The organism is Oceanobacillus kimchii X50, assembly GCF_000340475.1.
Taxonomy (GTDB): domain Bacteria; phylum Bacillota; class Bacilli; order Bacillales; family Amphibacillaceae; genus Oceanobacillus; species Oceanobacillus kimchii.
Map to the genome: position 1 here is coordinate 3157247 of NZ_CM001792.1, position 26192 is coordinate 3183438.

Below are 26192 nucleotides of genomic sequence, written 5' to 3' on the forward strand. Positions count from 1 at the left end.
TTTACATTAGCCAAGCTAGGATTGTCAATTAGTAATAGGCATTAATCATATTAATTATATTACATATATAAACATTGACATATTAGTCTTTCTCACCCTGATTTCCCCTATTGTGCACTGTATCACAAATTGATTCTTTCATGTTATTTAACAACTTTCGTTTTATGACTTTTTTGTGAACAAATGTATTTCTACTTAATGTAGACCATTGCCTCTGAGCTTTCATACGTTCCATCATCCATGTAAACAGTTACAATAGCTAGATAATATCCTCCTTTTCCAGCTTGCTTAGTCGTAAGTTCTCCAGTGTGTAGACCTTGTTCTAAGTTCTTTTCTTCCAACAATCTCCGCTTATAGACAAGGGTATCTGGATCATATAAATCAACTTCAAGCTTTCGAGCCGATTCTGTCATATAAATTTGATATTGATATAAATCGTCAGAAAGGGTTTTTAACGTAAACTCAAAACCAGCAGTTTTTGGTTGATCCGCTTCCTTATTTACGATAATATACGGTAATTCATATGTTGCATTTCCTTGTTCTAAAGCTATCCAGCCTTGATGAACTCCTTTATCTAATTGCATTCCTGTAACAAACGCTTCGATAGGAATCTCCTTCTTTTCATAAGGATCCAACTGAAAAGCACCAGGTAAATTCCACGATATCCCTTTGTCTTTATATGGTATTTGAAATTGATAAGATTGTGGTTCGGCTGTCATATTTTCAACAATTAACTTATGCTGAAACTCTTGACGATAGTTATCTACCTTGCCAAATTGGAGTTGACCATTATGAATAATCGTATTTGCTTCAATCGCTTTATTCACATCGATCACTCCCATCCCTTGTTCCGTCGAAGAAACTAGTTCATCAGCATGCATAAGTTGATCTGCCGACGTTTGGATTGCTCCAATAATTTGTTCATTCGTCCAATCTGGTTTTGCTTCCTTAATTACTGCTGCCGCTCCAGCTACATGAGGGGTGGCCATACTCGTCCCATCCATAGCTTGATATCCATCTGGAACAGTGCTCCAGATTCCAGTACCCGGAGCAATAATATCAGGTTTTATCTGCCAGTTAATTGTCACAGGTCCTCTTGAACTAAATGGTGCTACCTGAACTGGTTGATCTATACGTTTTGAATCAATGAAATAATGATTAGTTTCCTCCGCTTGTTGTTTTAACCATTCACCATCTTCTTGAGAGATTGCTGCTACGGGAATTTGTACGGGAGCATTACGAAACTCTACAGAACCTTGGAAAGGTCCAGCTTCGTTATTGTATATAAGTACTGCTTCGGCTCCTAATTCTTCCGCTTGCTTCGCTAATTGATAAAAAGGTATCTCCCCTCGTTGTACAAGAGCTATTTTTCCAGAAAGAGAGCCGGTTACTTCTTCCTCTATTGAAGAAATATCATAATCTTTTTCCAAATTCCATTCAGGAGCACCAAGCATCTCTAACAATGGAATTGTTTTATCTTCAAAAGAATCTTCTAATACCGGAGCAGTTGACGGAGTCGTAGAAGCACCAACAGAAAAGGCTTTGTTTGCGGTGGCTGGTGAACCTACAGTCCATGCATCAGGGCCACTATTACCATTAGCAATCACAACAAAAATCCCGAGTTCAGCAGCACGATTTACCGCTTGACTTGTTGGATAATCAGGAACATTGACATTGTTACCTAATGAAAGATTAATAATATCTACTTCATCTTCAATCGCTTTTTCCATCGCAGCTAATACTTGCACAGAAGTCCCTGCTCCACCTGGACCAAGTGCACGATAAGCATAGATTTCTGCATCTGGAGCTATTCCCTTTAATTCTCCATTTGCAGCGATGATTCCGGCTACATGTGTCCCATGTGAAGTAGGTACTCCCTGTTCAGGCTGTGTCTCCATCGGATCATCATCGAGATCCACTAAATCATATCCGTTTATATAATTCTTCTGTAAATCTGGATGGTCATAATCAATCCCAGTATCTATTACTCCTACTTTTACACCTTTACCCGTGTAGGAAGTATCGTTCCACGAATACGGATCTGTCTCTGTTATTGATGGTTGTAATTCAGTTAAAAGTGAAGACTTTGTAGTTGGTATAGCTTGATATTCTTGTACAGAATGGATACTTTTAATGAATTCTAATGCTTCCATTCGCTGGAGTTGTTCTGGGGAACCTTGTAGGGCTATTCCATTAAAAATCGTATCGTATACAGAAATCACTTCAATAAAAGGATGGTAATCTTCTATATACTTCACTTGTTCATGTGGGTCACCTTCCACTTCAATAATAATCGATTCCTTTTGTTTAAATTCTGCAAATGTTGTTAATTGTGGATAACTACAAGTGAACAATAAAATTGCATAAAAAAATATGGGGATAAGTTTTACGATATGCATCCGAGCACCACCTTACTCCCATAGCTTTTGAAGTTTTAATTATAATTATACGGATTATCTGATCTAATTTATTTTCAGATAAATTAATTCTAAATTTGTAGAAATTGCTTAATAGTCACATATCCGCCTTACTTATTACATAGAAATACGATCAACTTCCATGGTCTCGAAATACATCGCTGTTCCATAGAAATCGACCGTATATTAACTAAAAATATCAACTTGTTACTTTATTTTGTACCGAATAAGCGATCTCCAGCATCCCCAAGACCAGGAATAATGTAACCATGATCATCAAGACGTTCATCCATAGCTGCTAAATAAATATCCACATCTGGATGTGCTTCCTTAATTACTTCGACACCCTCTGGAGCAGCGATTAAGCACATTAATCGGATATTTTTACCGCCACGTTTTTTCAATGCTGCAATAGCATCATTCGCAGAACCGCCTGTTGCTAACATAGGATCGATCACAATCAGTTCGCGTTCTTCAATATCGTTTGGAAGTTTAACATAGTACTCGACAGGCTTGAATGTTTCTGGGTCACGATATAGACCAACATGTCCAACTTTTGCTGCTGGGATTAACTTACGAACACCATCTACCATTCCTAAACCTGCACGTAAAATAGGAACTAATCCTAGCTTTTTCCCCGCAAGAACTTTAGAAGGTGCCGTAGTTACTGGAGTTTCTACATTTACTTCTTTCACTGGCAAGTCACGTGTAATTTCAAAAGCCATTAACATTGCAACTTCATCGACAAGCTCACGAAACTCTTTTGTTCCCGTATTTTTATCACGTATGTACGTTAATTTATGTTGAATTAACGGATGATCAAATACAAATACATTACCCATCTTAAGATCACTCCTCATATTAAAAGATATATCTTTAAAATTGTACTGAAAATATTCACTGCTTTCAAGTATAGTTTTCCTGTTGGTAAGTCTTTACAAATTTTTGATTTTAAAGATAATTAATCATATCATCAAAGATTTAACCATTTTAAAAATCATGAACAAAAAGATACCTTTGTTTAAATTACTCATTTTCTATTTTGATTTTCATTACAGACGGGCGCTTTTCAGCAGGCACGGCTTCAGCTAACTTGAAAAGAAAAACACTTTTCAAGTGGATCTTCAGCTCGTGCTATTCCTGCAGGAGTTGCCGTCTTCCATTCCAATCAAAGCCATGTTTTGTTATAATACGAACATTATTATATAACTATCACTAAAATATTGGTGTTTAAATAAAACTTAGCGATTAAAATTGAGATTCCAATCGTTCGTATACAGAAACCGCTACTTCCAGCTTCATTAACTCAACAAAAAATTTTGGTCAATAGTAGGATAATAGCTAGAATAAGCGTAAGAAATATACGGAGACTCCTTGAAAATCAAAAATCGATTTTCTGCGTGCGATGCAATGCTGTCGAAGTCTTCCTTGTCCTGTGGGAAGTAGGCCTAGGCGAGACCCAGGAATGCGTAAGCACCCGAAGGCTCACCCATCCGCCCACGGAAAGCGCAGTATATTTCTGAAGCAGGGCTTCAAAACCTATTCTGCTTTTCGGAATTCACACAAATATAAAATTGACTCTATTAAAGAAAAACGAACAATACTGGATAATGTGTTATCATCCAATTATTGTTCGTCTCTATCGATTCTATTTAAGCATATAGCGGGAATTTTTCTGTAAGAGTTTGTACACGTTGCACCGCTTCTTTTAACTTCGTTTCATTTTCATGATTTTTTAACGTTAAAGAAATAATAGAAGCAATTTCTTTCATTTCTTCTTCACCAAAACCACGAGTAGTTACAGCAGCAGTACCGATCCGAATACCACTTGTAACAAAAGGACTTTCTTGATCAAATGGAATCGTATTTTTATTTGTTGTTATCCCAATATCATCTAATGCTTTTTCAGCTATTTTTCCTGTTAATTGTAAAGGAGTAACATCTAATAAAAGTAAATGGTTATCTGTACCTCCAGATACAATACGAATTCCTTCTTTATTAAGAGCTTGCCCTAACGTCTTCGCATTAGCAACAATCTGCTTTGTGTATGTTTTGAAGTCTTCTGATAATGCCTCTTTAAATGAAACAGCTTTTGCAGCAATAACATGCATCAATGGTCCACCTTGTATCCCAGGGAAAATCGCTTTATCAACTTTTTTCGCAAATTCTTCTTTACATAGAATCATACCACCACGAGGTCCACGCAAAGTTTTATGCGTTGTAGTAGTGACGAAATCTGCATGCGGAACTGGATTTTCATGTTCACCAGTAGCAACTAAGCCAGCAATATGTGCCATATCTACCATTAGATATGCATCTACCGTGTCAGCAATCTCACGGAATTTAGCAAAATTAATAGAACGAGAGTATGCACTTGCTCCTGCCACAATTAATTTCGGCTTAACTTCCTTCGCTTTTTCCAATACAGCATCATAATCTAATTGCTCTGTTTCTTTATCCACACCGTAGTCAACAAAATTATACAATTGACCACTAAAGTTAACCGGGCTACCGTGAGTCAAATGTCCACCATGATTTAAGTTCATACCTAATACAGTATCGCCAGGCTCAAGAACGGCAGAATAAACTGCCATATTGGCTTGTGCTCCTGAATGAGGTTGCACATTTGCGTGATCAGCACCAAATAATTCTTTCGCACGATCGCGAGCAAGGTTCTCCACTACATCAACGTGCTCACAACCACCATAATAACGCTTGCCTGGATAACCTTCTGCATATTTATTGGTAAGAATAGAACCCATCGCATCCATTACTGCTTTCGTAACAAAGTTTTCGGATGCAATTAATTCAATCTTATCTTGCTGACGATTTTTTTCGGCTTGCATTGCTTCAAACACTTCGGCATCTGCTTGTTTCACATATTCCATCATTGGTATAGCCCCCTATGTAATGAGATTTTATAGATTTACTGATGTAGATGATAATTAATAATGATTATTACCATAGAAGGCTCTAATTCCTCCTATTAGCTTTGGTCGAGTACGAGCAGCTCTTACACGAGCATGATTAACAAATCGTTGTTTGAATTTAAGTGGAACTGCAACATGTTTTAAATGCATCCCTATCATTGTTTCTCCAATATCCATTCCTGCATCCGCTGTAATTTCTTCTACGACAACCGGATTATCCATATGTTTATAGGCATAGGTAGCCATTGCTCCTCCAGCCTGCCGTACCGGTACAACAGTAACTTCTGGTAAGGAATAGGATGTTGCTACTGTCCTTTCTACGACGATTGCTCGGTTAAGGTGTTCACAACATTGAAATGCTAAATGTATGCCTGTAGCATCTTGTAGAAATTGGAGTTGTTGATAGATAGTAGAAGCAATTTGCTCACTACCTGCTGTTCCAATTGGCTGCCCAGCAACTTCACTTGTCGAACAGCCAATAACGAAAATATCATTTTCTCGCAGAATACTAGCGTCTATCCACTCTTTGACAATACACTGTAGATCTTGTGCAAGTCTATCTTTTGTCATTATTCTTTCACCTAACTTCTTAGAAAGTCAAGAAACATTTGACCCATCAGTAACAATGTCTAGATCTAGTGCCCGGCAATTAACAAATTTCAGTAATATTCCTCTACAAAAAAGAGGTAGATTGTCTATTGCTTATCAGACACTTATCATTTCATTTAGCATACCATGATTTTTGTTAATTTACGAAACTTCTTTATTCCTATTTTTCGTCAAAGTAGATTCACTTTTTTCTAGATAAGATTCTTCCTTTTCTGCCTCAAAAGGCTCAACATTACTTTCTACTTCATGTTTCCTTACCTTAAATTGGTTAATTTGTGATTTTAAATTATTCGCATGTTGTTCCATTTCATGGGCTAATTGATCGACTTGCTCCATTGTTATTACTTGTTCTTGAATAGCAGCATTGACTTCTTCTGTTCCTGCTGATGTTTCTTCTGCTATAGCTGCAACTTCTTGAGATTGTTGTACTGTATCTTGAATGGAATGAAGCTGCTGATCTACTAACTGATGAATCATTTCAATCTCGTTTGCAACATCCTTAATGGAATCAGCCATCTGTTCAATTGTACGGTTCGTTCCTTCTCCTTGTTTTGCTTCTTCTTTTGCATACTGCACATTTTCATTAATTTTTTCTACTACCTGAGTAACATCATGCTGAATAGCTCCGATTAACTCCGATATCTGCTGCACTGCTTGAGCACTTTGATCAGCTAGTTTACGAATTTCTTCAGCGACAACGGCAAAACCTTTTCCATGTTCACCTGCACGTGCTGCTTCAATTGATGCATTTAAGGCTAGAAGATTCGTTTGTTCCGCAATTTCTCCCACTAATGTAATGATTGTTTCTACTTGTTTTGCATTTTGTTTTAAATGATCAACATCTTTTAACGATAATTCTTGTTCATTTGTTAATTTTTGAATACCTGTTACTAACTGCCGAACCACTCGTTGCCCTTCCTGTAAAGTAGTTAGCATCGACTTCGATTTATCGGTAGATTGTTCTGCTTTTCCTTGTACTTTTCGAGCCAAATCGGTAGCTAATTCAACAGATGCTGCAGTTTGTTGAGTAGCTTCTGATGAACTCTCGGCACCATTGGAAATATCGACGATAGATTGACCAATAGCTGTCGAATGTTGAGATGCTGTATGAGATGCGTTCTTTAACTGAACAACTGTCTCATTCGTTTTTTCAAAATGTGTATCAATGTTATGTACCATTCGGTTCAGATTTTCTAACATACCATTGACCGCTAAAGAAAGCGAACGGATTTCATCGTCCGATCGAGGTATAATCACTTGTTGGTCCAAATTTCCTAGAGATGCTTCCGTTGCCACTTTTTCTAAATTTTCCATTGGTTTTGTAATCCATTTAGCCGCAAAAAAGGCGAGTAATCCCGACCAAAAGATACCTAGTAATAATATGATTGTTAAATACAATTCATCGGAAATAGTCCAAAATTGCTGTACATAATCATTTACTACATAAATAAATAACGCACTAAATCCATAAGTAATCATTGCTAATACAGTTATTAAAAAAACAAGTTTCAAACGTAGACTGAACCGATACTTTTTCTTCATAATTTCCTCCTACATTACGTATGTTTTTGAACAAAAAGGTCTATGCAGTCTTCAATTTCTTTCATCGTATTACGATAAAGTTCTAATCCACCTCCAAATGGATCAGAAATATCATAATTGATTAGTTTAGATTCCAAACGTTGAATCTCATTAATTTCTTTTTGAAATTCCTTTGAAACCGATTGATGTAACTGAAAGTTATTCATCATATCTTGATGATTATGAATAAATAAAGCACGTTTTTCCTCTAAATCAGCATAGGCCTTTTGTATCTGTTTCCATATTTCTTTATCGGCTTCTGAAACATATTCTTTAAGTGTAAAATACTTATCTTGTTGCTCTGGAAATTGAATGATTAGCGATTGCTTATGTGAAGTAGTCATTGTAAGAACAATATCTGCCCATTCTATTAACTCCTCACTTACTGATTGGGAATAATGATGCATGTCAATCCCTTTTTCAGATAATGCTTGAATGGTATGATTTGACGCAGGGCTATGATTCATTGCTGTCGTTCCTGCTGACTTCACATTCAATTTAGGCATCTTACTTTTTAACAAACCCTCAGCCATCGGACTTCGGCAAGTATTTCCTGTACATATAAATAAAACATTCATATATAACCCTCCACTTATTCTATAAAAATCAATATATCATATGATGCTAGTACACGTTTACCTTAATTTTCTTATAAAGCCATTATACCCTACCAAAAAAGAACTATAAATGAGTTAACATTTCTAATAACTCATTTATAGTTCTTCCCCCATGCAATTATTCTCTTTCGAATATGGTTTTCTATCTGTGAGGTAGCTCTGTAGAAGCAGCCACCTCATTTTTATATGTCTTCTGTATCTGTATTTTTATACATGGGTATATGTCTTAGAAATTTGCTACATTAATTCCAAAATAATTATCAATATCTCTTTTTAAAAAGAGATTCTAGTGACATAAGTTTTTCTTTTAAATATACAGCATCAAATACATTGTAAAGATCCTGCTCAGCCCAAATAGATTTTAGTCTAACTAACCTGAAAACAAAAAGACCTAACGTTTGGAGGTAGCTATTTGCCTCCTTTGATAGGTCTATTTGTTAAATACATATAGTTAGCTCAATTGTTAGGTGAATCTTTCTCTTCATGTGATTCCCCAGGAGGATTCTGATTGTCTCCTGGGTCAATTTCATCTTTAGGGATAGGATTCTTAGGCAATTCAGTTTCTCCTTCTGGTGGAGGATCTTCTTCACTTTCAGGTGTACTCTCATCTTCAGGGGGATTTTCTTTATTAGATGGATCATATTCTTCTGGAAGTTCCACATCATCATTGCCACATCCAATAACACCCACAAGAATAATTAAACTAATTAAGACGAGATATAATCTTTTAAAGGATACTGACATTCATAAGCTCCTTCCTTATTTTAATCTATCTATCTTCCATACCCTCGAATAAGTCACGATAATCTGAAGTAAATGGTCTAGCATATAGAGTACCTCTTGGCTCAGATCTCCTAGAAGTTACAGCAAATATCTGCCCTAAATTCTCACTAGACATAGTTCTAAACCATGCTCCACCACTTGCTCCACCAGTAAATCCACATGAAATTTGTGCATCATTACTCAGAAATCTTTTAGAAGTATCTCCATAACAAGAATATGGGATGTCTCCTGGGTAAGGATCTGCTGCTGGATAACCAGTAACACGCACGTCAGATTGATTCTGGCTATAATTGAAACTTAACCCATTACCTCCGACGACATTAACAAGATTTCTTCCATCATTCTGAAATACAGTTAGAAATGCTTGATCATAGTCATAATTACCATTGTCCGTCCAGCCTCTAAAAGTAACTTTCCAATTTACATCCCATCTCCCGTATGGAGCGTTCCCTTCATAATATGCTGGAACAAATACGATATTCGTGTAAAAATCTCCGCCACTACCTTCATGCATACAATGACCAGCAGTTGAAACTAAATTCTTGTTTGGGTTGTTGACTGCCGAAGCAGAGCAAACATAATTATTTCCATCGTTCGGATTGTAAAAGAATAGCTTTCCTGTAGTACTAGGAACAACTGCATTTGGACTAAAATCTAACGCATTATTATACTTGGGGCTAGCAGGTTCTGTGTTGTATGGCCTTTCGTTTGTTTGATTCTCATTTGCTTCTGAATCTGTTAGGCTTTTTGATTCCGTAGCTTTATCAACATGCTTATCCATTGGAATTGCATTTTCCATTCTTTCTTTTGTCCAATATTCCTCTGAGTTATCAAACATTTGATACGTTGCATCTTCTTGTTCTGAAATAATCTCAGCTTCATTAGCCAAAACAGAAGGTGTAATTATTAGAAATGTAATGAAGGCAATAAATACTGATAATAAATTCTTTCTACTCATACAATCAATCCTCTCTAGTTTTTTATTAAGTGATTCATGATGTAATTTCGATAAGAATATTCACCTCCTAATTTGTAATAAATACAACTCATTTGTAACATATTGGAAAGTAAATATCTATAATTTTTGTAAAATTTCATCAAATTGGAAAAATGATGTTTAATATACGTAAATATCGGTATCAAAGTAAGAATACAAATTTTATTGTTTGGATTACAGGAAAGTCTTGGCTTTGATTGTAATGAAAGACGGCGACCCCTGCAGGAAAAGCACGAGCTTCAGCTAACTTGAAAAGTGGTCGTCTTTTCAAGTTAGCTGAAGCCGTGCCTGCGGTAAGCATCCGTCTGCAATGGAAATCAAATATCACGACATTCGGATTTTATAGCAAATATATTAAATTAGGAAATTGATTCATGTACTAACTAAATAAAATAAATATACCAAATCCACAAAGTATACTTCCTCCAAGAAGTTGACTATACACCCCTAAAAACCTATACACTTTACGACCAATCAGCATCCCCAGCCATGTGACAAAACAGCTGATAAGGCCGAAAGCTAAAAGAGTAACAAGAATTTGAACTCCAGATATTCCAAGTCCCAGTCCAACTGTAAAACTATCTAAGCTAACACTGAATGCTATTATCCACAGTCCTACACCCACCGGCTGCCAACGAAACCCTTCCGTTAAATGAAAAGCAGAAAAAAACATATGTGCACCTATTAAAAATAGTAGTACCCCGCTAGCAAGCGATGTCCATTGACCGATTTGCTCGGAAATAACTTGTCCAAGCAACATACCCGCCAAAGGCATTAACATGTGTAAAAGTCCAATCGTTAACCCAATATACGCAATCCGTTTTAATCGTAATTGTTGCATTCCTAGACCCAAGCTAACTGAAAATCCATCCATGCTTAAGCCAATTGCTAATAAAATGATTGATATATATTCCGTTGAAAAAGTCATTCAATTTCCCCCTAGGACATGCTAATACACTATATGCATGAATAAGAAGGCTTATGAATACCTGTTTATAATAATTTTAGTACCCTTGTATCCGTACAAGGAAAATAACTCGACCATAAAAGAAATGGATTGTGTGTAAAAAGTTTCAATTCATTTCGGATTCTTTACTTAATTGTCGAGTCAGAAGCTTTACGTAATCGATTCATAATTGCTTGGCCCATTCCCGTTTCGGGGAAAGACTCACAAATAATAATATCTACTGCTTGTTGTTTAAAATAACGCAAGCCATCATAAAGGCTTGATGCAATCTCTTCCATCGAATCACCTAGCTGATAGATATTATCATGAGATAATTGAATTGCAGATTGATTGGAACATAATACACCAACTCTATGATTGTTTTGCTGTTCTTTCTCAATCAACTTTTGGAATCCATTACTATCACCTTCAAAAATCCATAAAGGAACCTCTGGGGCATAATGCTTATACTTCAATCCTGGAGCTTTCGGTTTCCCTTCACCATCTATAATTCCTGGATCAACCATAACGTGTCCAACCACGCTCTCTAAATTCTCTTTCGTAACTCCACCTGGGCGAAGTATCACTGGAATCTCTTGTGTACAATCAATAACAGTGGATTCCAACCCAACTCCTGTTGGGCCACCATCGACGAGTCCTGCAATTCTTCCTTCAAGATCTTCAAAAACATGATCAGCTGTTGTCGGGCTAGGTTTTCCAGAAATATTTGCACTCGGTGCTGCAATCGGAGTATCCACTTCCTTTAATAATTGTAATGCTATAGGATGATTCGGTATACGTACACCGATTGTATCAAGTCCTGCTGTTACATTTGAAGCACATGTCCCATTACTTGGTAAAATAAACGTCAACGGGCCCGGAGAAAAATGAGCAATTAATTTATCCACATAGGCTGGTACAAAAGTAACTAGACGTTGTAATTGTTCTTTTGTAGCCACATGAGCTATAAGTGGATTATCCCCCGGTCTACCCTTTGCTTGAAAAATATTAGAAACCGCTTGTGAATTTGTGGCATCCGCACCTAATCCGTACACTGTCTCTGTTGGGAAAGCTACCGTTTGACCGGATCTCAGTACAGCTGCAGCTTCCTTTATATAATCTTGATTCTTGTCTATATCATTCATATTCCATCGTTTCGTAGTCATTCCGTAACCTCTTTTCTACGTTTCTATTTTAGTAGAAGCCGACTAGAAACGCAAAAAAGTGAATAATCCTTCATGATTATCCACTTTTCCACACGAACTTATCCACATTGTTGTTTTTGTTCACAGGTTATCCCTATTTATACACAGGTGGCTGTGTATACTGTGTGTAACTCCTATTATGATACGTTATACGTCCACCAATTTCCTTTTTTATGCTGGTCTATTTTCCTCACTTCAATTTGCTCTTCACGCTTAAACTGCAATGCTTCTAGAAGGATATCCACAACTGGCTGATGACTATGCACATATACACATTTTGCTTCAATTTTTCTAGCTATTACAAGAATTCCTTCTAATAAGACAGGAAGTTTTCTTGCTTCCGATTGCGTTATATACAATTGTTTTAACCAAAACGCATGATCTTCCATTGGTTCTAACACAAAACAACCATCAATTCTACCATTCATTTCAACTACGTATCCGTGTGTCAATAGACAGTCTTTCGATACATTTTCATTTCTATCGAGAAAATCATTCACTGCTTGTTTTTCCGCTTCTTCTACTTTTAAAATTTGCATGTGATCACCTCTATTAAAAGTTTAGTAGATAATCTTTCATCTAATTATTGTTATTCTATGCAAATAATAGAGAAACTATGACCATCCTAACCATTCAAATAAAAAGAATTTCACCTCTGTCTCCTCTTCTTCCTCTACTTCATGTTCTTCGCCTTCAGCTGCAACAGACGTTCCGTTGAAGAAATCAAGAAAGCATAAAGGCGGGAATAATACACACCACCAATTCGAACCTGATCCTTCACCTAGCGTTACTAGAATTGCCTCATATTCTCCTGCTGGATATAAATAGTTTCCATATAATTTTGCCGGAAATGATATGTTTTCACCATATTCTACAGTGTATCCAACATTTTCCTCTTCTTCGATTAACGCTTCATCAACCACTGTTTCTAATTCTGAGATTCTTGATTGAATTAGTTTCCTTGCCTCATGAATATCATCAATATCTTTTACCCACTCAGTAACTACTTCATTAATTTCATCACGCACTTTGTGTTTTATTTCTTGATCACTATCACTATCACTATTTGCTAAAATTCGAAGACGAATCGCTTCGTCAGGAATGACTTGATATCCTGTATCCTCTTTAGAATCAGAACTAGATGTAAAAGCAACTAACGGTATAAGAAAAAATAATCCTACTAATAATCCTAATAAGAGCCAAAGCTTTTTCATAAAAAAATCTCCCTTCCATCTGTTCATCAACAGTCTGGACAAGGAGGTGATTATTTATACTATGAATCTATGAATTTATTTCTTTAGCTAATAGAAAAGTTCAAAGAGATCACAAACTCCGCTTATCCTACGGCGGCTGGTGAGCTTCCTGATGCTTATGCATCAGGGTTTGCTCTTTAGCCTCTCCCATGACAAGGAAGACCTCGACAGCATTGCATCGCACGCAGAAAATCGATTTTTAATTTTCAAGGAATCTCCGTATATTTCTTATTCTAACTACCATCCTTCTTTTGACCAAAACTTTTGGTTATAACGCAATTTCTTTATATCTATTCTTATCCTTTTATTACATTCGCTAATAAAATTCGGTCTTTTTCATTTATATCTTTAATAGTACATACTTCTCTTGAAGGTAGGTTCTGTCTAATCATGTTTGTAATCGCTGCTGATTGATCAAATCCGATCTCAAGAGCTAAAATCGATTGCTCTGATAATTTCATGGTCTGCATTTGTCTTAAAATAGCATGATACGCAGCTAAGCCATTATTCTCTGCAAACAATGCTAATTCAGGATCAAAATTTTTCACCGTATCTTGTAACTCTTCAGATTTTGACGAAGGTATATACGGCGGGTTGGAAACGACGATATCTGCTGTTTGATTTAAACCTAAAAATGGTTCTAAAAAGTTTCCTTCCAGAAAAGTGACTTCCGCTTGCAGCGCCTGAGCATTTCTTTTTGCAACCGATAATGCTTTATCTGAAATATCCGTTGCAAAAACGCGTGATCCAGCAAGCTCAAGCGCTAATGTTATCGCAATTACTCCACTACCAGTTCCAACATCGACAATAGTTAAAGGTTTATCCATTGTATGCGCCTGTTGGATTACTTGTTGGACTAATTCTTCTGTTTCTGGACGGGGAATTAAAACATGTTGATTTACTTCAAATTCACGTCCATAAAAATGTTCTACTTTCGTTAAATGTTGAACTGGAACTCCTGTCTCTACGTGCGTAAAGATGTCTTTTTCAAATGCCTCGATGGTATTTTTATCAATGGAATCTCTCCATCTCATTAACAATTTCTCTTTTGTTATTTGTAAATGATGTAACAAGAGAATCTCTGCTACTTTTGGCTCGCGTCCAGCCTTTTCTAAAAAAAGAGAAGCCCGTTGAAGGACTTCATAACATTTATCACTCATTTAATTACTCACCTATTTGCTCTAATTTTTTCGTTTGTTCTTCCATTACTAAAGCATCGATAAATTCATCTAATTTCCCTTGCATAATTTGGTCCAATTTTTGAATTGTTAGACCGATTCGGTGATCTGTTACACGATTTTGCGGGAAATTATACGTTCGGATACGTTCGGAACGGTCTCCTGATCCAACTGCAGATTTACGATTTTCATCATATTCCGCTTGTGCTTCTTGTTGGAATTTATCATAAATACGTGCACGCAATACTTTCATTGCTTTTTCTTTATTTTTAATTTGTGATTTCTCATCTTGAATGGATACTACAATTCCAGTAGGTACATGTGTAAGTCGAACAGCAGACATCGTTGTATTTACACTTTGGCCACCTGGTCCACTAGATGCAAAGGTATCGACACGAATATCCTTATCATGAACTTCTACTTCCACTTCTTCCGCTTCAGGAAGTACAGCTACGGTTGCTGTTGAAGTATGTATACGTCCACCAGATTCTGTTTCTGGAACCCGCTGCACCCGATGAGCCCCATTTTCGTATTTTAGCTTCGAATAAACATCGGATCCATTAATCATAAAGATGACCTCTTTATATCCGCCTACACCTGTAGAACTTGCTTCCATAACTTCAATCTTCCACCCTTGGTGTTCCGCATAACGAGAATACATTCGATATAAATCACCAGCAAATAAAGCAGCCTCGTCTCCACCCGCAGCACCACGAATCTCCATAAATACGTTCTTATCATCGTTTGGGTCTTTTGGTAATAGAAGAATCTTCATACTTGATTCTAGTTCTTCTCTTCGTCCGTTTAATTCAGAGATTTCTGCTTTCACCATTTCATACATTTCATCATCTAATTTATCTTCCATCATTTCTTTTGCATCGGTTAACTGTTCGGTGACCTCTTTATACTCACGATAAGCTTGAACGACGTCTTCTAAGCCAGATTGCTCTTTAGAGTACTCACGAAGTTTTTTAGAATCATTAATAACTTCCGGGTCACTAAGCATTTCATTTAATTTATTATATCTGTCCTCTAATGATTGTAAACGATCTAACATCGGACATACACCTCTTTCTAATTAACAGTATCATTATAGTATATGGGAGTCCCTGGGTCAATTTAACATCCATGTTAAGCTCGTACAAAAAAGGATAGTATAAGTTTTCATTACTTACCTATCCATGCTTATTTTTGACTATTAACTTTTTAATGCATCCCATGATTTTGTTGCAAAATTATTTTCTGGGCGAAAAGGAACTTCATGATGATGTCTACATCTAGGTTCATAAGATTCAGAAGCACCAACCAAAATGATAGGGTCGTTATATGAAGCTGGCTTGCCGTCAATAAGTCGTTGTGTACGACTTGCAGGTGAGCCGCATATCGGGCAAATGGCATTTAATTTCGTTACAGACTCTGCTAATGCCATAATCTTCGGGACAGGTTCAAAGGGTTCTCCGCGAAAATCTAAATCGAGACCTGCTACCATTACACGGACACCTCGATTAGCAAGTTCCTCTATTACATCTACGACATTATTATCAAAGAATTGAACCTCATCAATCCCTACAATCTCTATATGTTTATCAACATCTTCTAATATTTCAACAGCATCGTGAATTGGACGTGCCATAGTAGAAGTTCCATCATGTGACACGATTGCTTTATCATCATAGCGATCATCGATTGCTGGTTTATACACTCTTACATTAATATGGGCATATGTCGCACGACGTACGCGACGAATTAATTCTTCTGATTTCCCAGAAAACATACTTCCACAAATTAATTCTACCCAGCCATTTTGTTTCATTACATACATGTGAAGATCCCCTCTCAAGATATTCCTCCGTACGAGATTGTGCAAAAAGTCCGGTGAAACAAACACTTCAGGACATTCTCCTTAAACAAGCACTCGTAAGTATATGTAGATGATATATATTTCATCCCGACATCATATGTAGCTTATTTTAACAATAATGAAAGTAAAAAAACAGGCAAAATTAGACATTTTGCCTGCCTTTTTTAGGAAGCCTTCAACGTAATCTTACGTTGAATAGCATTCTTATTGAAGATTATATTTTTTCTTAAAGCGATCCACACGTCCGCCGACTTTGTCAGCTTTTTGCTTACCAGTGTAGAACGGGTGAGAATCAGAACTGATTTCTACTTTAATTAATGGGTATGTGTTTCCATCTTCCCATTCAATTGTTTCATCAGATTCTTTTGTAGAACCACTTAAGAATTTGAAATTCGTACTAGTATCTAGAAATACTACTTTTTTGTACTCTGGATGAATATCCTTTTTCATTGTATTTCCGCTCCTTTTTGCCCTGAGTCCCTTGGAAACAGAGTTATTGTAAGAGTCGTCATAGGCGGTTGGGTACACCTTTTCTAAACTCACATAGAAAGATTATAACAGTCTCCGGTTCTAAATGCAACAGGAGTATGTCATTCATTTTATTAAAATAGAACTATCGAGAAATCCCTTTTCGTTTCATTTCTTCTTCCATTAATTGAAGAAATTCTTCATTGCTTTTCGATTGCTTTAATCGTTTTAAGAAACGGTCTAAGAAATCATGGGAATCCTGCATTGTTTTACGAATTGCCCACATTTTATCAAGATGACTTTTATCAACTAGTAACTCTTCTTTACGTGTACCCGAACGCATAATATCTATCGCTGGGAAAATTCGTCGGTCGGCAAGATGACGATCGAGATGCAGTTCCATATTACCTGTACCTTTAAATTCTTCATAGATCACATCATCCATGCGTGATCCGGTATCAACAAGAGCAGTTGCAAGAATTGTAAAACTACCACCCTCTTCAATATTTCGGGCAGCACCAAAGAATCGTTTTGGACGGTGAAATGCTGCAGGGTCAATACCACCAGAAAGCGTTCGTCCACTCGGAGGAATAACTAGGTTATACGCTCTTGCTAGACGAGTAATACTATCCATAAGTACAATGACATCCCGCTTGTGTTCAACTAAACGCATTGCGCGCTCTAATACTAATTCAGAAACCTTAATATGGCTTTCTGGAACCTCATCAAACGTAGAGCTAACTACGTCGACATCGGCCGAGACAGAGCGTTCAATATCTGTTACTTCTTCAGGTCGCTCATCTACTAATAAAATTATCAATTTCGCATGAGGATGATTTTTAGAGATGCTGTTTGCGATTTCTTTAATCAACATTGTCTTACCAGCTTTTGGCGGCGCAACAATTAATCCACGCTGACCAAAACCTACTGGAGTCATCAAGTCCATAATTCTTGTAGATAGTTGATTTGTTTTTGTCTCGAGTTGTATCGTACGATTTGGATATAGAGCTGTTAATGCAGGAAAATGAACACGTTCTTTTGAAGAATCAGGATCTTCATCATTAACTGCATCGACATGAAGTAATCCATAATATCTTTCATTTTCTTTAGGTGGACGTACCTTACCTGAAACTTTATCACCGTTTCTTAAATCAAATCGACGTATTTGGGAAGCAGAAATATAGATATCTTCTGCACTTGGAGAATAATTGATCGGACGAAGAAAACCGAAACCTTCAGAAGGTATAATTTCAAGGATGCCATCCATAAATAGAAATCCATCTTTTTCCGCTTGTGCTTTTAGAATAGCAAAAATTAGTTCCTTTTTGGTCAGCTTAGCATAATAAGAAACTTTATATTCCTTTGCCAACGCATAAATTTCCTTTAATGTCATTGTCTCTAAATTAGAGATTGTTAATGTTTCCACTAAATCACCACGCCTGTCTAAATTCTTGTTTTATTACATGATTTTGTTTATTTAATTTCACTAAAACGCATATTCCTTATTGATTGTCCATCTAAATTGGAAGGTTACTAGAAGATTGTTTGAGTTTAACAGAAGCGATTCGAAGTTGTTTTAAGAGGTTGTTCAAAAGATTATCGCTTTTGAAAACACACTTTTATTCTTAGTTGTATTCAACCAGACTAACCTATTCTTGCCTATATTAAACATCTATTATCATACTCTTTTAGAAGTAAAGATTCAATAGACTTTTTTGTCAAATATTAGAGGAAATTTTGGAAAGGAATTACAAATGTAGAAGTTGTCCCCAAAATATGTCGATTATATTTTTTAGATGTTAGAATTCTAACAAAGCAAATCGTTTATTGGGAACACCTTCTATTTTTAAATTATGGTTTAATTACGAGATCTGGTTTTTTCTGTAAACTATGAGTTCCATCAATGAAACGAACGGTTCCACTCTTGGCACGCATTACTAATGTAGATGTCGTTGCTTTTTTCCCTTTAAATTGAACACCTTTTAGTAACTCTCCATCTGTAACACCAGTGGCTGCAAAAATAGCATCGTCTCCACTACAAAAGTCATTCATGTAAAATACTTTATTTAGGTCAGTGATTCCCATATCATGGCAACGTTTGATTTCTTCATCATTCGATGGTAATAATTTCCCTTGTAGTTCTCCACCTAAACATTTTAATGCCGCTGCTGCTAATACACCTTCTGGAGCTCCACCAGATCCTAGTAGAATATCTACACCTGTATCATCAAAAGCAGTATTAATCGCCGCTGCTACATCACCATTCGGAATTAATTTGATTCTAGCACCAGAAGCACGAATCTCATCAATTAGTTTTTGATGACGCGGACGATCTAGAACTGTAGCTACCACATCTTCAATCGATTTATTTTTTGCCTTTGCTACTGCTTTAAGATTATCAACTACTGGAGCGTTAATATCAATTTTCCCTACTGCATCTGGACCTACCGCAATTTTTTCCATATACATATCTGGCGCATGTAATAATGTGCCTCTATCTGCAATAGCAATAACAGCTAAGGCATTCCACGTTCCTTGAGCAACAATTTCTGTACCTTCTAGTGGGTCTACTGCTACGTCCACTCCAGGACCGTCTCCAGTACCCAATTTTTCACCAATATAAAGCATTGGTGCTTCGTCCATTTCGCCTTCACCGATTACGACTGTACCATCCATTGGTATGGTATCAAACACTGTACGCATCGCAGTAGTTGCTGCATCATCAGCCTCATCTTTTACACCTCTACCCATCCAACGAGCAGATTGTAGCGCTGCTGCCTCTGTGACACGTACTAATTCCATTGATAAACTTCTTTCCATTTCAAACATCTCCTTTTGTCTTTTTCTTTGAGGTTGTACAAAAATTCATATCTTTGGACATACCTCTACAAATACTCATCCCATCAAGTATTTATGGATATGTGAAATGGCATCATTACATATTTTGATCTTGCATTATCTCTACATCTGTCATTTCTTCACGCCAAATATTCGCGCCTAAGGATGATAACTTTTCAGTTAATCTTTCATATCCTCTATCTATATGGTCTAGCCCTGTTATTTCTGTGATTCCATCAGCTAACAGTCCAGCAATAATCAGCGATGCTCCTGCACGAAGATCACTGGCTTTTACTTTTGCTCCTTCTAACTGTACCGGTCCTGATACAATAACCGAACCACCTTCCACTTTAATAACTGCATTCATTCGACGTAATTCATCGATATGCTTTAATCTAGCGGAATAGATGGTGTCCGTTATTACACCAGAATGGTTCGCTTGTGTTAATAAAGAAGTAAACGGTTGTTGTAAATCCGTCGGAAAACCAGGATATACTAACGTTTTAATATCCACACTCTTTAGTGGTCGGTTTCGTGCAATATATAATTGTTCATCGCTTTCTTCAATCGTAACATTCATTTCACGAAGTTTTGCAATTAATGATTCTAAATGCTGTGGAATCACATTATCAATAACTACTTCCTTCCCTTTGGCCGCTGCAGCAATTGCATACGTTCCTGCTTCAATACGATCAGGAATAATCGTATGACGGCAACCGTGTAAAGAAGGCACGCCATCGATTCGGATCACATCCGTACCTACTCCTTTAATTTTTGCTCCCATATTCGTCAGTAATGTTGCTACATCGATAATTTCTGGCTCTTTCGCAGCATTCTCAATGGTAGTTCTTCCTTTTGCTTTTACTGCTGCCAACATAATATTTATCGTTGCACCAACACTAACAACGTCAAGATAGATACGTGCTCCACGTAATTCGTTTGCTCGCAAATAAATCGCACCTTGTTCATTAGTAACCTCTGCACCAAGTGCTTCAAACCCTTTGATATGTTGATCAATTGGTCGCGGTCCTAAAAAACATCCACCTGGTAAACCAATTACTGCTTTGTTAAACTTACCAAGCATTGCCCCCATGAAATAATAGGATGCACGAAGTTTTTTGACTTTTCCATTTGGTAAAGGCATTGCCATCATCTTTTCAGGATGAATGGTTATATCTTGTCCATCTCTATATACACTGCCACCAATTTCTTCAAGTAAATCCCCTAAGGTATCCACATCAGAGATTTCAGGCAAACCTTCAATCGTTACTGCTGAGTCTGCCAATATTGCAGCGGGAAGTAAGGCAACCGCACTGTTCTTTGCTCCACTAATTCGAACTTGGCCATTTAAATCATGACCACCTTCAATTAATAATTTTTGCATATGAAAACCTCATTCCTAAAGAGGTGTTCTTCGTTGAACACACTGCATGTTGTTAGTAGGCATTTTCATTAAAAACGTTTTTTACCATTAATAGTGTTTCCTAATTTACCAAAATCATGTAATTATTTCTGGTTATTCCAATCGTCTAGAAATTTTTGGATACCTTGATCCGTAAGTGGATGCTTCACGAGTTGTTCCAATACTTTGTAAGGAATTGTCGCTATATGTGCACCATTTAGTGCAGCATCTGTTACATGAAGTGGATGACGAATAGATGCAGCAATAATTTCTGTGGACACACTGTGACGATCAAATATTTCTGCAATAGTAGAAATCAAAGTCATTCCATCTTGTCCAATATCATCTAAACGTCCTAAAAATGGGGATACATAGGTTGCACCTGCACGTGCCGCAAGTAATGCTTGGTTGGCATTAAAAATAAGCGTTACATTTGTTTTAATATTAAGTTCACTAAATACTTTAACTGCTTTTAATCCTTCTAAAGTCATCGGAACTTTTACTGTAATGTTAGGAGCAATTGCTGCTAATTCTTTACCTTCTTCTATCATGCCTTCTGCATCTTCAGAAATAACTTCCGCACTCACAGAGCCAGATACTTCTTTTGTAATCTCACGTAAACGATCGTGGAAAGAAACTCCTTCTTTAGCCACTAAACTCGGGTTTGTTGTTACACCTGCTAGTATTCCTAGTGAATTCGCAGCTCGAATATCATCAATATTAGCTGTATCGATAAAAAATTTCATCACAAATCCTCCCTGCTTTTTTTCGTGTAAAAATTGTTGGAAAAGCTGTACCATTGGTACAGCTCATTCGTTTCAATTATGTGATTATGCTTGGTTAGAAGAACCAAATTCACGCATTTTACCTTTTACAGTTTCTTTAATCGCTTCAGTTCCTGGCCCTAAGTATTTACGTGGGTCATAGAGATTTGGTTTTTCTTCTAATGTTTTTCGTACTGCTCTTGTTTGAGCTAATTGATTTTCAGTATTTACATTAATTTTAGCAGTTCCTAAAGAAATAGCTTTTTGAATATCCTTAGTTGGAATTCCAGTACCACCATGAAGTACTAAAGGTACATTAACTGCATTTAGAATTTCTTCCATTTCTTTAAATCCTAAATTTGGTTCACCTTGATATTCTCCGTGCACAGAACCTAGTGCTGGAGCTAAGCAGTCTATTTCAGCCTCTTTTACAAGACGTTGACATTCTTCTAAATCAGCATACTTGATTCCACCGATTACTCCATCTTCTTCTCCACCAACAGTTCCAACCTCAGCTTCTACAGAAACGCCATGGATTTGTGCTAATTCCACAACTTTCCCTGTAACTGCGATGTTTTCTTCGATTGGAGAATGAGATCCGTCAATCATAACAGAAGTAAAACCAGCATGGATTGCTTCTGCACATTTTTGAAAACTAGATCCATGATCTAAATGGATTGCTACAGGTACAGTTGTACCATAAGATTCCATTAATGATTTCACCATAGCAACGACTACATTGAAACCACCCATATATTTTCCAGCTCCTTCAGAAACACCAAGAATAACTGGTGACTTCTCTTCTTCCGCAGCTTGAAGAATAGCTTGTACATACTCTAGGTTATTTATATTAAACTGACCTACTGCATAACCATTCTCTTTACCTTTTTCTAGCATTTCCTTCATTGATACTAAAGGCATGAAAAGTTCCTCCTTAAATTTACATAGCAATAAAAAAATAATCATTTTTATTACATAATAAGAATACCAAGTCCCAGTCTCTGGTGCAACAAGTTAGAACCATTCTATCTGTATTAATCTTCTAAAATTCCTTCTACATCAGAGCACAATTCATTTAAATTAAAAGGTTTTGAAATCAATTTCTCAACTTTATAGTCCGCTATTTCTTCTTGTATACTTTCTGCCATTCCACTCATTACTACAATCTTTGTATTGTATTTGTCGGAGTTCATCTGCTTAATAACCTCCTTGCCATCCAACACAGGAAGTTTATAATCTAAAATAACTAAATCATATAATTTTTCACTTAGCTTATCGATCGCATCTTTTCCAGTTCCTGCAAGGGATACTGTATATCCTTTATTTGATAGAACCTCACTTAATAACATTCTGATACCTGGTTGATCGTCTACTACTAAGATTGAATTTCCCATAAACATTCTCCCCCTGTGTGTATTTCTTGTAATTATAAAATTCGATGACTACAAAAAATAATCCTGCTAAGTTAGAAAAAGAGTTTTTTCACGAAACTAATATTGCTAAAAATTGGTAAAAACACATTCTTATTTTACCAACATATACAGAAAAAGAGTAGTAATACATTGTCAGTGACTTATAGTTCGTGGTGGTGCTCACAGATTAACTTATAAAGTTTAACTTCTTCCAATGGATGGTTCGTTCTTTCCCCACTTGAATAACTAAACGGGAGCTTGTGCCAGATGTGGTTGTTTCAGTTATTTAATCACCCACAGGACTATGCAAAAAAAGCTGCTCAAATAAATATTTGAACAGCCTTATGATAAATATATTAACCTTTACGATATTCAACGGAAGCCCCGATAAAGCCTTTAAATAAGCTTTGTGCACGAGTTGGACGTGAAGTAAACTCTGGGTGGAATTGACAAGCTACAAACCAAGGATGATCTTTTACTTCAATTGTTTCAACCAAGCGACCATCTGGGCTTGTACCTGAAAATACAAATCCTTTTTCCGACATTTGATCTCTATATACATTATTGAATTCATAACGATGACGATGCCTTTCTTCAATAACATCTGCACCGTCGTAAGCTTCTTTCGCTTTTGTACCATCAACAAGTTTACAAGGATAAGCACCTAAGCGAAGGGTACCACCTAAATCTTCTATATCCTTCTGTTCTGGTAATAAATCAATGACTGGATGAGGTGTATGTGGATCGATTTCCGCTGAATGAGCCTGAGATAACCCAACCACGTTACGAGCAAACTCAACAGAAGCTAATTGCATCCCTAAGCATATTCCAAAGAATGGAATATTATTTTCACGGGCATAACGAATAGCTTCAATTTTCCCATCAATACCACGATCTCCAAATCCACCGGGAACTAATACACCATCCACTTTAGATAGTTCCTCATTGATTTGTTCTTTAGATAATAACTCTGAGTTGATCCAATGAATTTTGACATCAGCGTCATAGTCATAACCAGCATGTTTTAATGACTCAACAACAGATAAATAAGCATCGGGAAGTTCTACATACTTACCAACAAGTCCTATATGCGTTGTTTTACTCAAGTTACGTACTTTATTCACAAGGCCTTTCCACTCTTCCATATCTGCTTCTTTGCAATCAAGGCCAAAATGATCGCATGTAATTTGATCTAGCTTTTCTTCTTGTAGCGCAATCGGTACTTGATAAAGTGTGTCCGCATCACGCATTTCGATAACCGATTTATCATCAATATCACAGAATAAAGCAATCTTTTCTTTCATGTCTTTGCTTATAGCCATTTCTGTTCGCAATACAATCGCATCTGGTTGAATACCAAGTGAGCGTAACTCTTTCACACTATGTTGCGTTGGTTTGGTTTTCATTTCGCCTGCTGCTTTAATATAAGGTACGAGTGTACAATGAACATACATAACACTGTCACGACCAACATCACTTTTTATTTGGCGAATTGCTTCAAGGAAAGGTAAAGATTCAATATCCCCAACTGTTCCACCAATTTCCGTAATAACGACATCTGCACCAGTTGCTTCACCTGCTCGAAACACTTGATCTTTGATCTCATTCGTAATATGAGGAATTACTTGAACGGTACCACCAAGATAATCTCCGCGACGTTCCTTACGAATAACGCTAGAATAAACTTTCCCTGTTGTAATGTTACTGTATTTGTTTAAGTTAATATCAATAAAGCGTTCGTAATGACCTAAGTCTAAATCTGTTTCCGCTCCATCATGTGTTACAAATACTTCACCATGTTGATATGGACTCATTGTTCCAGGGTCCACATTAATATATGGATCAAATTTTTGGATAGTCACACTTAATCCACGGTTTTTCAGTAAACGACCTAAAGATGCTGCTGTTATTCCTTTACCTAGAGAAGATACTACTCCTCCAGTAACGAAGATATACTTTGTCACGTTCCTCATCCTTCTTTCTATCTATGATATTTTATTATTCCTAGTATGGCTAAAGGGGAAAATAAAATAAGAAAAGCGTTCCCCCATTTAACTGGGAAAACGCTTTGTATTTCGAATCAAAGAGCCCAATAAAGATTGTACTCATTGTCTTATGAAAAGTCAAGACTTCTTAACGTGGATTATCATCATCAACTTTATCTTCTAAATCTTCATCCGCTTCGAATTCATCGACTTCATCTTCAAGGTCCTCTAAATCTTCATCTAAATCATCTTCAAAATCTTCGTCTTCTAGATCATCACCTAAATCACTAACAATGTCATCAATTTCATCATCTGTTACATCTAGATCATCATCCACATCATCAACGACTGCTGCTTTCTTCTTTTTCTTCTTTGTCTTTTTCTTCGGTTCCTCGGTAATTTCTTCCTCTGCTTGATCCACTGGGTACCAGCGTTTCAATCCCCACATTCCAGATCCTAATGTAAGAAAACGACCATCAACATTCATATCTGTGTAGAACTGTGCCATCATATTTTGTTTTTGCTCATCGGTAAATTCCTTCAGCTCAGCAATCTTATTGAAGATAACCTTATAATTCATTGCTTTGTTCTCTTCTTTAAGTATTTTTGCTGCTAGCTCAATCATGGATAAATGGTCAATCTCATCATGGGTTAATTGTTGCAAACTCACGTTCATGCACTCCCTTAGCAAATATAATCAAGGCATATTCTGCCTATGTACCTTCTTGTATATCCAGCTCTTATTTGAACTATCTACTTGAATCAATTTCATAACTAAATAAGTTGCTATGTTTTATGAAATTAACTCATTTACAATAACATAAAACTTTGTTCAGCGACTTTTTACTGCCCCTGATAATTGGTAGTTAAATGAATCAGGTTGGTATCACCTGTAAACACACCTATCTAATTAATCTTAGACGTTACAAATGATTACAACGTGATA

Annotated in this window: 24 protein-coding genes; all 24 read right to left on the reverse strand. The window is 36.6% G+C overall.

Annotated elements, in window-relative coordinates; translation table 11 throughout:
- Positions 1-191: 191 nt before the first annotated feature.
- The gene (locus tag C794_RS16150) at positions 192-2399 is read right to left on the reverse strand and encodes a S8 family serine peptidase (protein ID WP_017798203.1); all 2208 of its coding nucleotides are present in this window, start codon (positions 2397-2399) and stop codon (positions 192-194) included.
- Positions 2400-2629: 230 nt separating this feature from the next.
- Positions 2630-3259 carry a uracil phosphoribosyltransferase gene (upp, locus tag C794_RS16155; RefSeq protein WP_017798204.1) on the reverse strand — a complete coding sequence of 210 codons (630 nt, stop codon included), beginning with the start codon at positions 3257-3259 and terminating at the stop codon, positions 2630-2632.
- Positions 3260-4069: 810 nt separating this feature from the next.
- Entirely contained in the window at positions 4070-5305 is a 1236-nt protein-coding gene (locus tag C794_RS16160; RefSeq protein WP_026133831.1) for a serine hydroxymethyltransferase, read from the reverse strand.
- Between the two features lie 57 nt (positions 5306-5362).
- Complete coding sequence (locus C794_RS16165) at positions 5363-5917, reverse strand: TIGR01440 family protein (protein WP_017798206.1); 555 nt, start codon at positions 5915-5917, stop codon at positions 5363-5365.
- A gap of 180 nt (positions 5918-6097) precedes the next feature.
- Positions 6098-7498: a methyl-accepting chemotaxis protein gene (locus C794_RS16170; RefSeq protein WP_017798207.1), complete on the reverse strand. Its 1401-nt coding sequence runs from the start codon at positions 7496-7498 to the stop codon at positions 6098-6100.
- A 14-nt stretch (positions 7499-7512) separates the two neighbouring features.
- Positions 7513-8115 (reverse strand): low molecular weight protein arginine phosphatase, encoded by a 603-nt coding sequence (locus C794_RS16175; RefSeq protein ID WP_017798208.1) that lies wholly within the window; start codon positions 8113-8115, stop codon positions 7513-7515.
- Positions 8116-8610: 495 nt separating this feature from the next.
- Positions 8611-8898, reverse strand: coding sequence for a hypothetical protein (locus C794_RS16180; protein ID WP_017798209.1), 288 nt, complete (start codon positions 8896-8898; stop codon positions 8611-8613).
- Positions 8899-8923: 25 nt separating this feature from the next.
- Positions 8924-9895: a trypsin-like serine peptidase gene (locus C794_RS16185; protein WP_017798210.1), complete on the reverse strand. Its 972-nt coding sequence runs from the start codon at positions 9893-9895 to the stop codon at positions 8924-8926.
- Between the two features lie 418 nt (positions 9896-10313).
- Positions 10314-10862, reverse strand: coding sequence for a manganese efflux pump MntP (locus C794_RS16190; protein WP_017798211.1), 549 nt, complete (start codon positions 10860-10862; stop codon positions 10314-10316).
- A 164-nt stretch (positions 10863-11026) separates the two neighbouring features.
- Positions 11027-12046 carry an L-threonylcarbamoyladenylate synthase gene (locus C794_RS16195; protein ID WP_017798212.1) on the reverse strand — a complete coding sequence of 340 codons (1020 nt, stop codon included), beginning with the start codon at positions 12044-12046 and terminating at the stop codon, positions 11027-11029.
- Positions 12047-12222: 176 nt separating this feature from the next.
- On the reverse strand, positions 12223-12624 hold the full coding sequence (locus tag C794_RS16200; protein WP_017798213.1) for a GNAT family N-acetyltransferase: 402 nt from the start codon (positions 12622-12624) through the stop codon (positions 12223-12225).
- A 75-nt stretch (positions 12625-12699) separates the two neighbouring features.
- Positions 12700-13299: a stage II sporulation protein R gene (gene spoIIR / locus C794_RS16205; protein WP_017798214.1), complete on the reverse strand. Its 600-nt coding sequence runs from the start codon at positions 13297-13299 to the stop codon at positions 12700-12702.
- A gap of 335 nt (positions 13300-13634) precedes the next feature.
- Positions 13635-14498 (reverse strand): peptide chain release factor N(5)-glutamine methyltransferase, encoded by an 864-nt coding sequence (gene prmC, locus C794_RS16210; protein ID WP_017798215.1) that lies wholly within the window; start codon positions 14496-14498, stop codon positions 13635-13637.
- Positions 14499-14502: 4 nt separating this feature from the next.
- Complete coding sequence (gene prfA / locus C794_RS16215; protein WP_017798216.1) at positions 14503-15573, reverse strand: peptide chain release factor 1; 1071 nt, start codon at positions 15571-15573, stop codon at positions 14503-14505.
- A gap of 141 nt (positions 15574-15714) precedes the next feature.
- A complete protein-coding gene (locus tag C794_RS16220; RefSeq protein WP_017798217.1) occupies positions 15715-16338 on the reverse strand; it encodes a thymidine kinase in 624 nt (207 codons plus the stop codon).
- Positions 16339-16581: 243 nt separating this feature from the next.
- Positions 16582-16827 carry a type B 50S ribosomal protein L31 gene (locus C794_RS16225; protein WP_017798218.1) on the reverse strand — a complete coding sequence of 82 codons (246 nt, stop codon included), beginning with the start codon at positions 16825-16827 and terminating at the stop codon, positions 16582-16584.
- A gap of 163 nt (positions 16828-16990) precedes the next feature.
- On the reverse strand, positions 16991-18271 hold the full coding sequence (rho, locus tag C794_RS16230) for a transcription termination factor Rho (RefSeq protein ID WP_017798219.1): 1281 nt from the start codon (positions 18269-18271) through the stop codon (positions 16991-16993).
- A 425-nt stretch (positions 18272-18696) separates the two neighbouring features.
- The gene (glpX, locus tag C794_RS16235; protein WP_017798220.1) at positions 18697-19665 is read right to left on the reverse strand and encodes a class II fructose-bisphosphatase; all 969 of its coding nucleotides are present in this window, start codon (positions 19663-19665) and stop codon (positions 18697-18699) included.
- Between the two features lie 115 nt (positions 19666-19780).
- Positions 19781-21067 (reverse strand): UDP-N-acetylglucosamine 1-carboxyvinyltransferase, encoded by a 1287-nt coding sequence (locus C794_RS16240; protein WP_017798221.1) that lies wholly within the window; start codon positions 21065-21067, stop codon positions 19781-19783.
- A gap of 122 nt (positions 21068-21189) precedes the next feature.
- The gene (fsa, locus tag C794_RS16245; protein WP_017798222.1) at positions 21190-21831 is read right to left on the reverse strand and encodes a fructose-6-phosphate aldolase; all 642 of its coding nucleotides are present in this window, start codon (positions 21829-21831) and stop codon (positions 21190-21192) included.
- An 84-nt stretch (positions 21832-21915) separates the two neighbouring features.
- Complete coding sequence (gene fba / locus C794_RS16250; RefSeq protein ID WP_017798223.1) at positions 21916-22770, reverse strand: class II fructose-1,6-bisphosphate aldolase; 855 nt, start codon at positions 22768-22770, stop codon at positions 21916-21918.
- Positions 22771-22883: 113 nt separating this feature from the next.
- Entirely contained in the window at positions 22884-23243 is a 360-nt protein-coding gene (locus tag C794_RS16255) for a response regulator (RefSeq protein WP_017798224.1), read from the reverse strand.
- Positions 23244-23617: 374 nt separating this feature from the next.
- Complete coding sequence (locus C794_RS16260; RefSeq protein WP_017798225.1) at positions 23618-25225, reverse strand: CTP synthase; 1608 nt, start codon at positions 25223-25225, stop codon at positions 23618-23620.
- 169 nt (positions 25226-25394) lie between these two features.
- Positions 25395-25916: a DNA-directed RNA polymerase subunit delta gene (rpoE, locus tag C794_RS16265; RefSeq protein ID WP_017798226.1), complete on the reverse strand. Its 522-nt coding sequence runs from the start codon at positions 25914-25916 to the stop codon at positions 25395-25397.
- Positions 25917-26192: the final 276 nt, after the last annotated feature.

Excerpts from the sequence above, each read along its gene's own strand:
- C794_RS16150 (WP_017798203.1), bottom strand. The coding sequence starts at position 2,399 with ATGCATATCGTAAAACTTATCCCCATATTTTTTTATGCAATTTTATTG.
- prfA (WP_017798216.1), bottom strand. The coding sequence starts at position 15,573 with ATGTTAGATCGTTTACAATCATTAGAGGACAGATATAATAAATTAAAT.
- C794_RS16225 (WP_017798218.1), bottom strand. The coding sequence starts at position 16,827 with ATGAAAAAGGATATTCATCCAGAGTACAAAAAAGTAGTATTTCTAGAT.
- C794_RS16180 (WP_017798209.1), bottom strand. The coding sequence starts at position 8,898 with ATGTCAGTATCCTTTAAAAGATTATATCTCGTCTTAATTAGTTTAATT.
- C794_RS16240 (WP_017798221.1), bottom strand. The coding sequence starts at position 21,067 with ATGCAAAAATTATTAATTGAAGGTGGTCATGATTTAAATGGCCAAGTT.
- C794_RS16195 (WP_017798212.1), bottom strand. The coding sequence starts at position 12,046 with ATGACTACGAAACGATGGAATATGAATGATATAGACAAGAATCAAGAT.
- C794_RS16220 (WP_017798217.1), bottom strand. The coding sequence starts at position 16,338 with ATGTATGTAATGAAACAAAATGGCTGGGTAGAATTAATTTGTGGAAGT.
- prmC (WP_017798215.1), bottom strand. The coding sequence starts at position 14,498 with ATGAGTGATAAATGTTATGAAGTCCTTCAACGGGCTTCTCTTTTTTTA.
- C794_RS16175 (WP_017798208.1), bottom strand. The coding sequence starts at position 8,115 with ATGAATGTTTTATTTATATGTACAGGAAATACTTGCCGAAGTCCGATG.
- C794_RS16190 (WP_017798211.1), bottom strand. The coding sequence starts at position 10,862 with ATGACTTTTTCAACGGAATATATATCAATCATTTTATTAGCAATTGGC.
- C794_RS16255 (WP_017798224.1), bottom strand. The coding sequence starts at position 23,243 with ATGGGAAATTCAATCTTAGTAGTAGACGATCAACCAGGTATCAGAATG.
- C794_RS16200 (WP_017798213.1), bottom strand. The coding sequence starts at position 12,624 with ATGCAAATTTTAAAAGTAGAAGAAGCGGAAAAACAAGCAGTGAATGAT.
- spoIIR (WP_017798214.1), bottom strand. The coding sequence starts at position 13,299 with ATGAAAAAGCTTTGGCTCTTATTAGGATTATTAGTAGGATTATTTTTT.
- fsa (WP_017798222.1), bottom strand. The coding sequence starts at position 21,831 with ATGAAATTTTTTATCGATACAGCTAATATTGATGATATTCGAGCTGCG.
- glpX (WP_017798220.1), bottom strand. The coding sequence starts at position 19,665 with ATGGAAAGAAGTTTATCAATGGAATTAGTACGTGTCACAGAGGCAGCA.
- C794_RS16185 (WP_017798210.1), bottom strand. The coding sequence starts at position 9,895 with ATGAGTAGAAAGAATTTATTATCAGTATTTATTGCCTTCATTACATTT.
- C794_RS16170 (WP_017798207.1), bottom strand. The coding sequence starts at position 7,498 with ATGAAGAAAAAGTATCGGTTCAGTCTACGTTTGAAACTTGTTTTTTTA.
- C794_RS16165 (WP_017798206.1), bottom strand. The coding sequence starts at position 5,917 with ATGACAAAAGATAGACTTGCACAAGATCTACAGTGTATTGTCAAAGAG.
- upp (WP_017798204.1), bottom strand. The coding sequence starts at position 3,259 with ATGGGTAATGTATTTGTATTTGATCATCCGTTAATTCAACATAAATTA.
- C794_RS16160 (WP_026133831.1), bottom strand. The coding sequence starts at position 5,305 with ATGGAATATGTGAAACAAGCAGATGCCGAAGTGTTTGAAGCAATGCAA.
- fba (WP_017798223.1), bottom strand. The coding sequence starts at position 22,770 with ATGCCTTTAGTATCAATGAAGGAAATGCTAGAAAAAGGTAAAGAGAAT.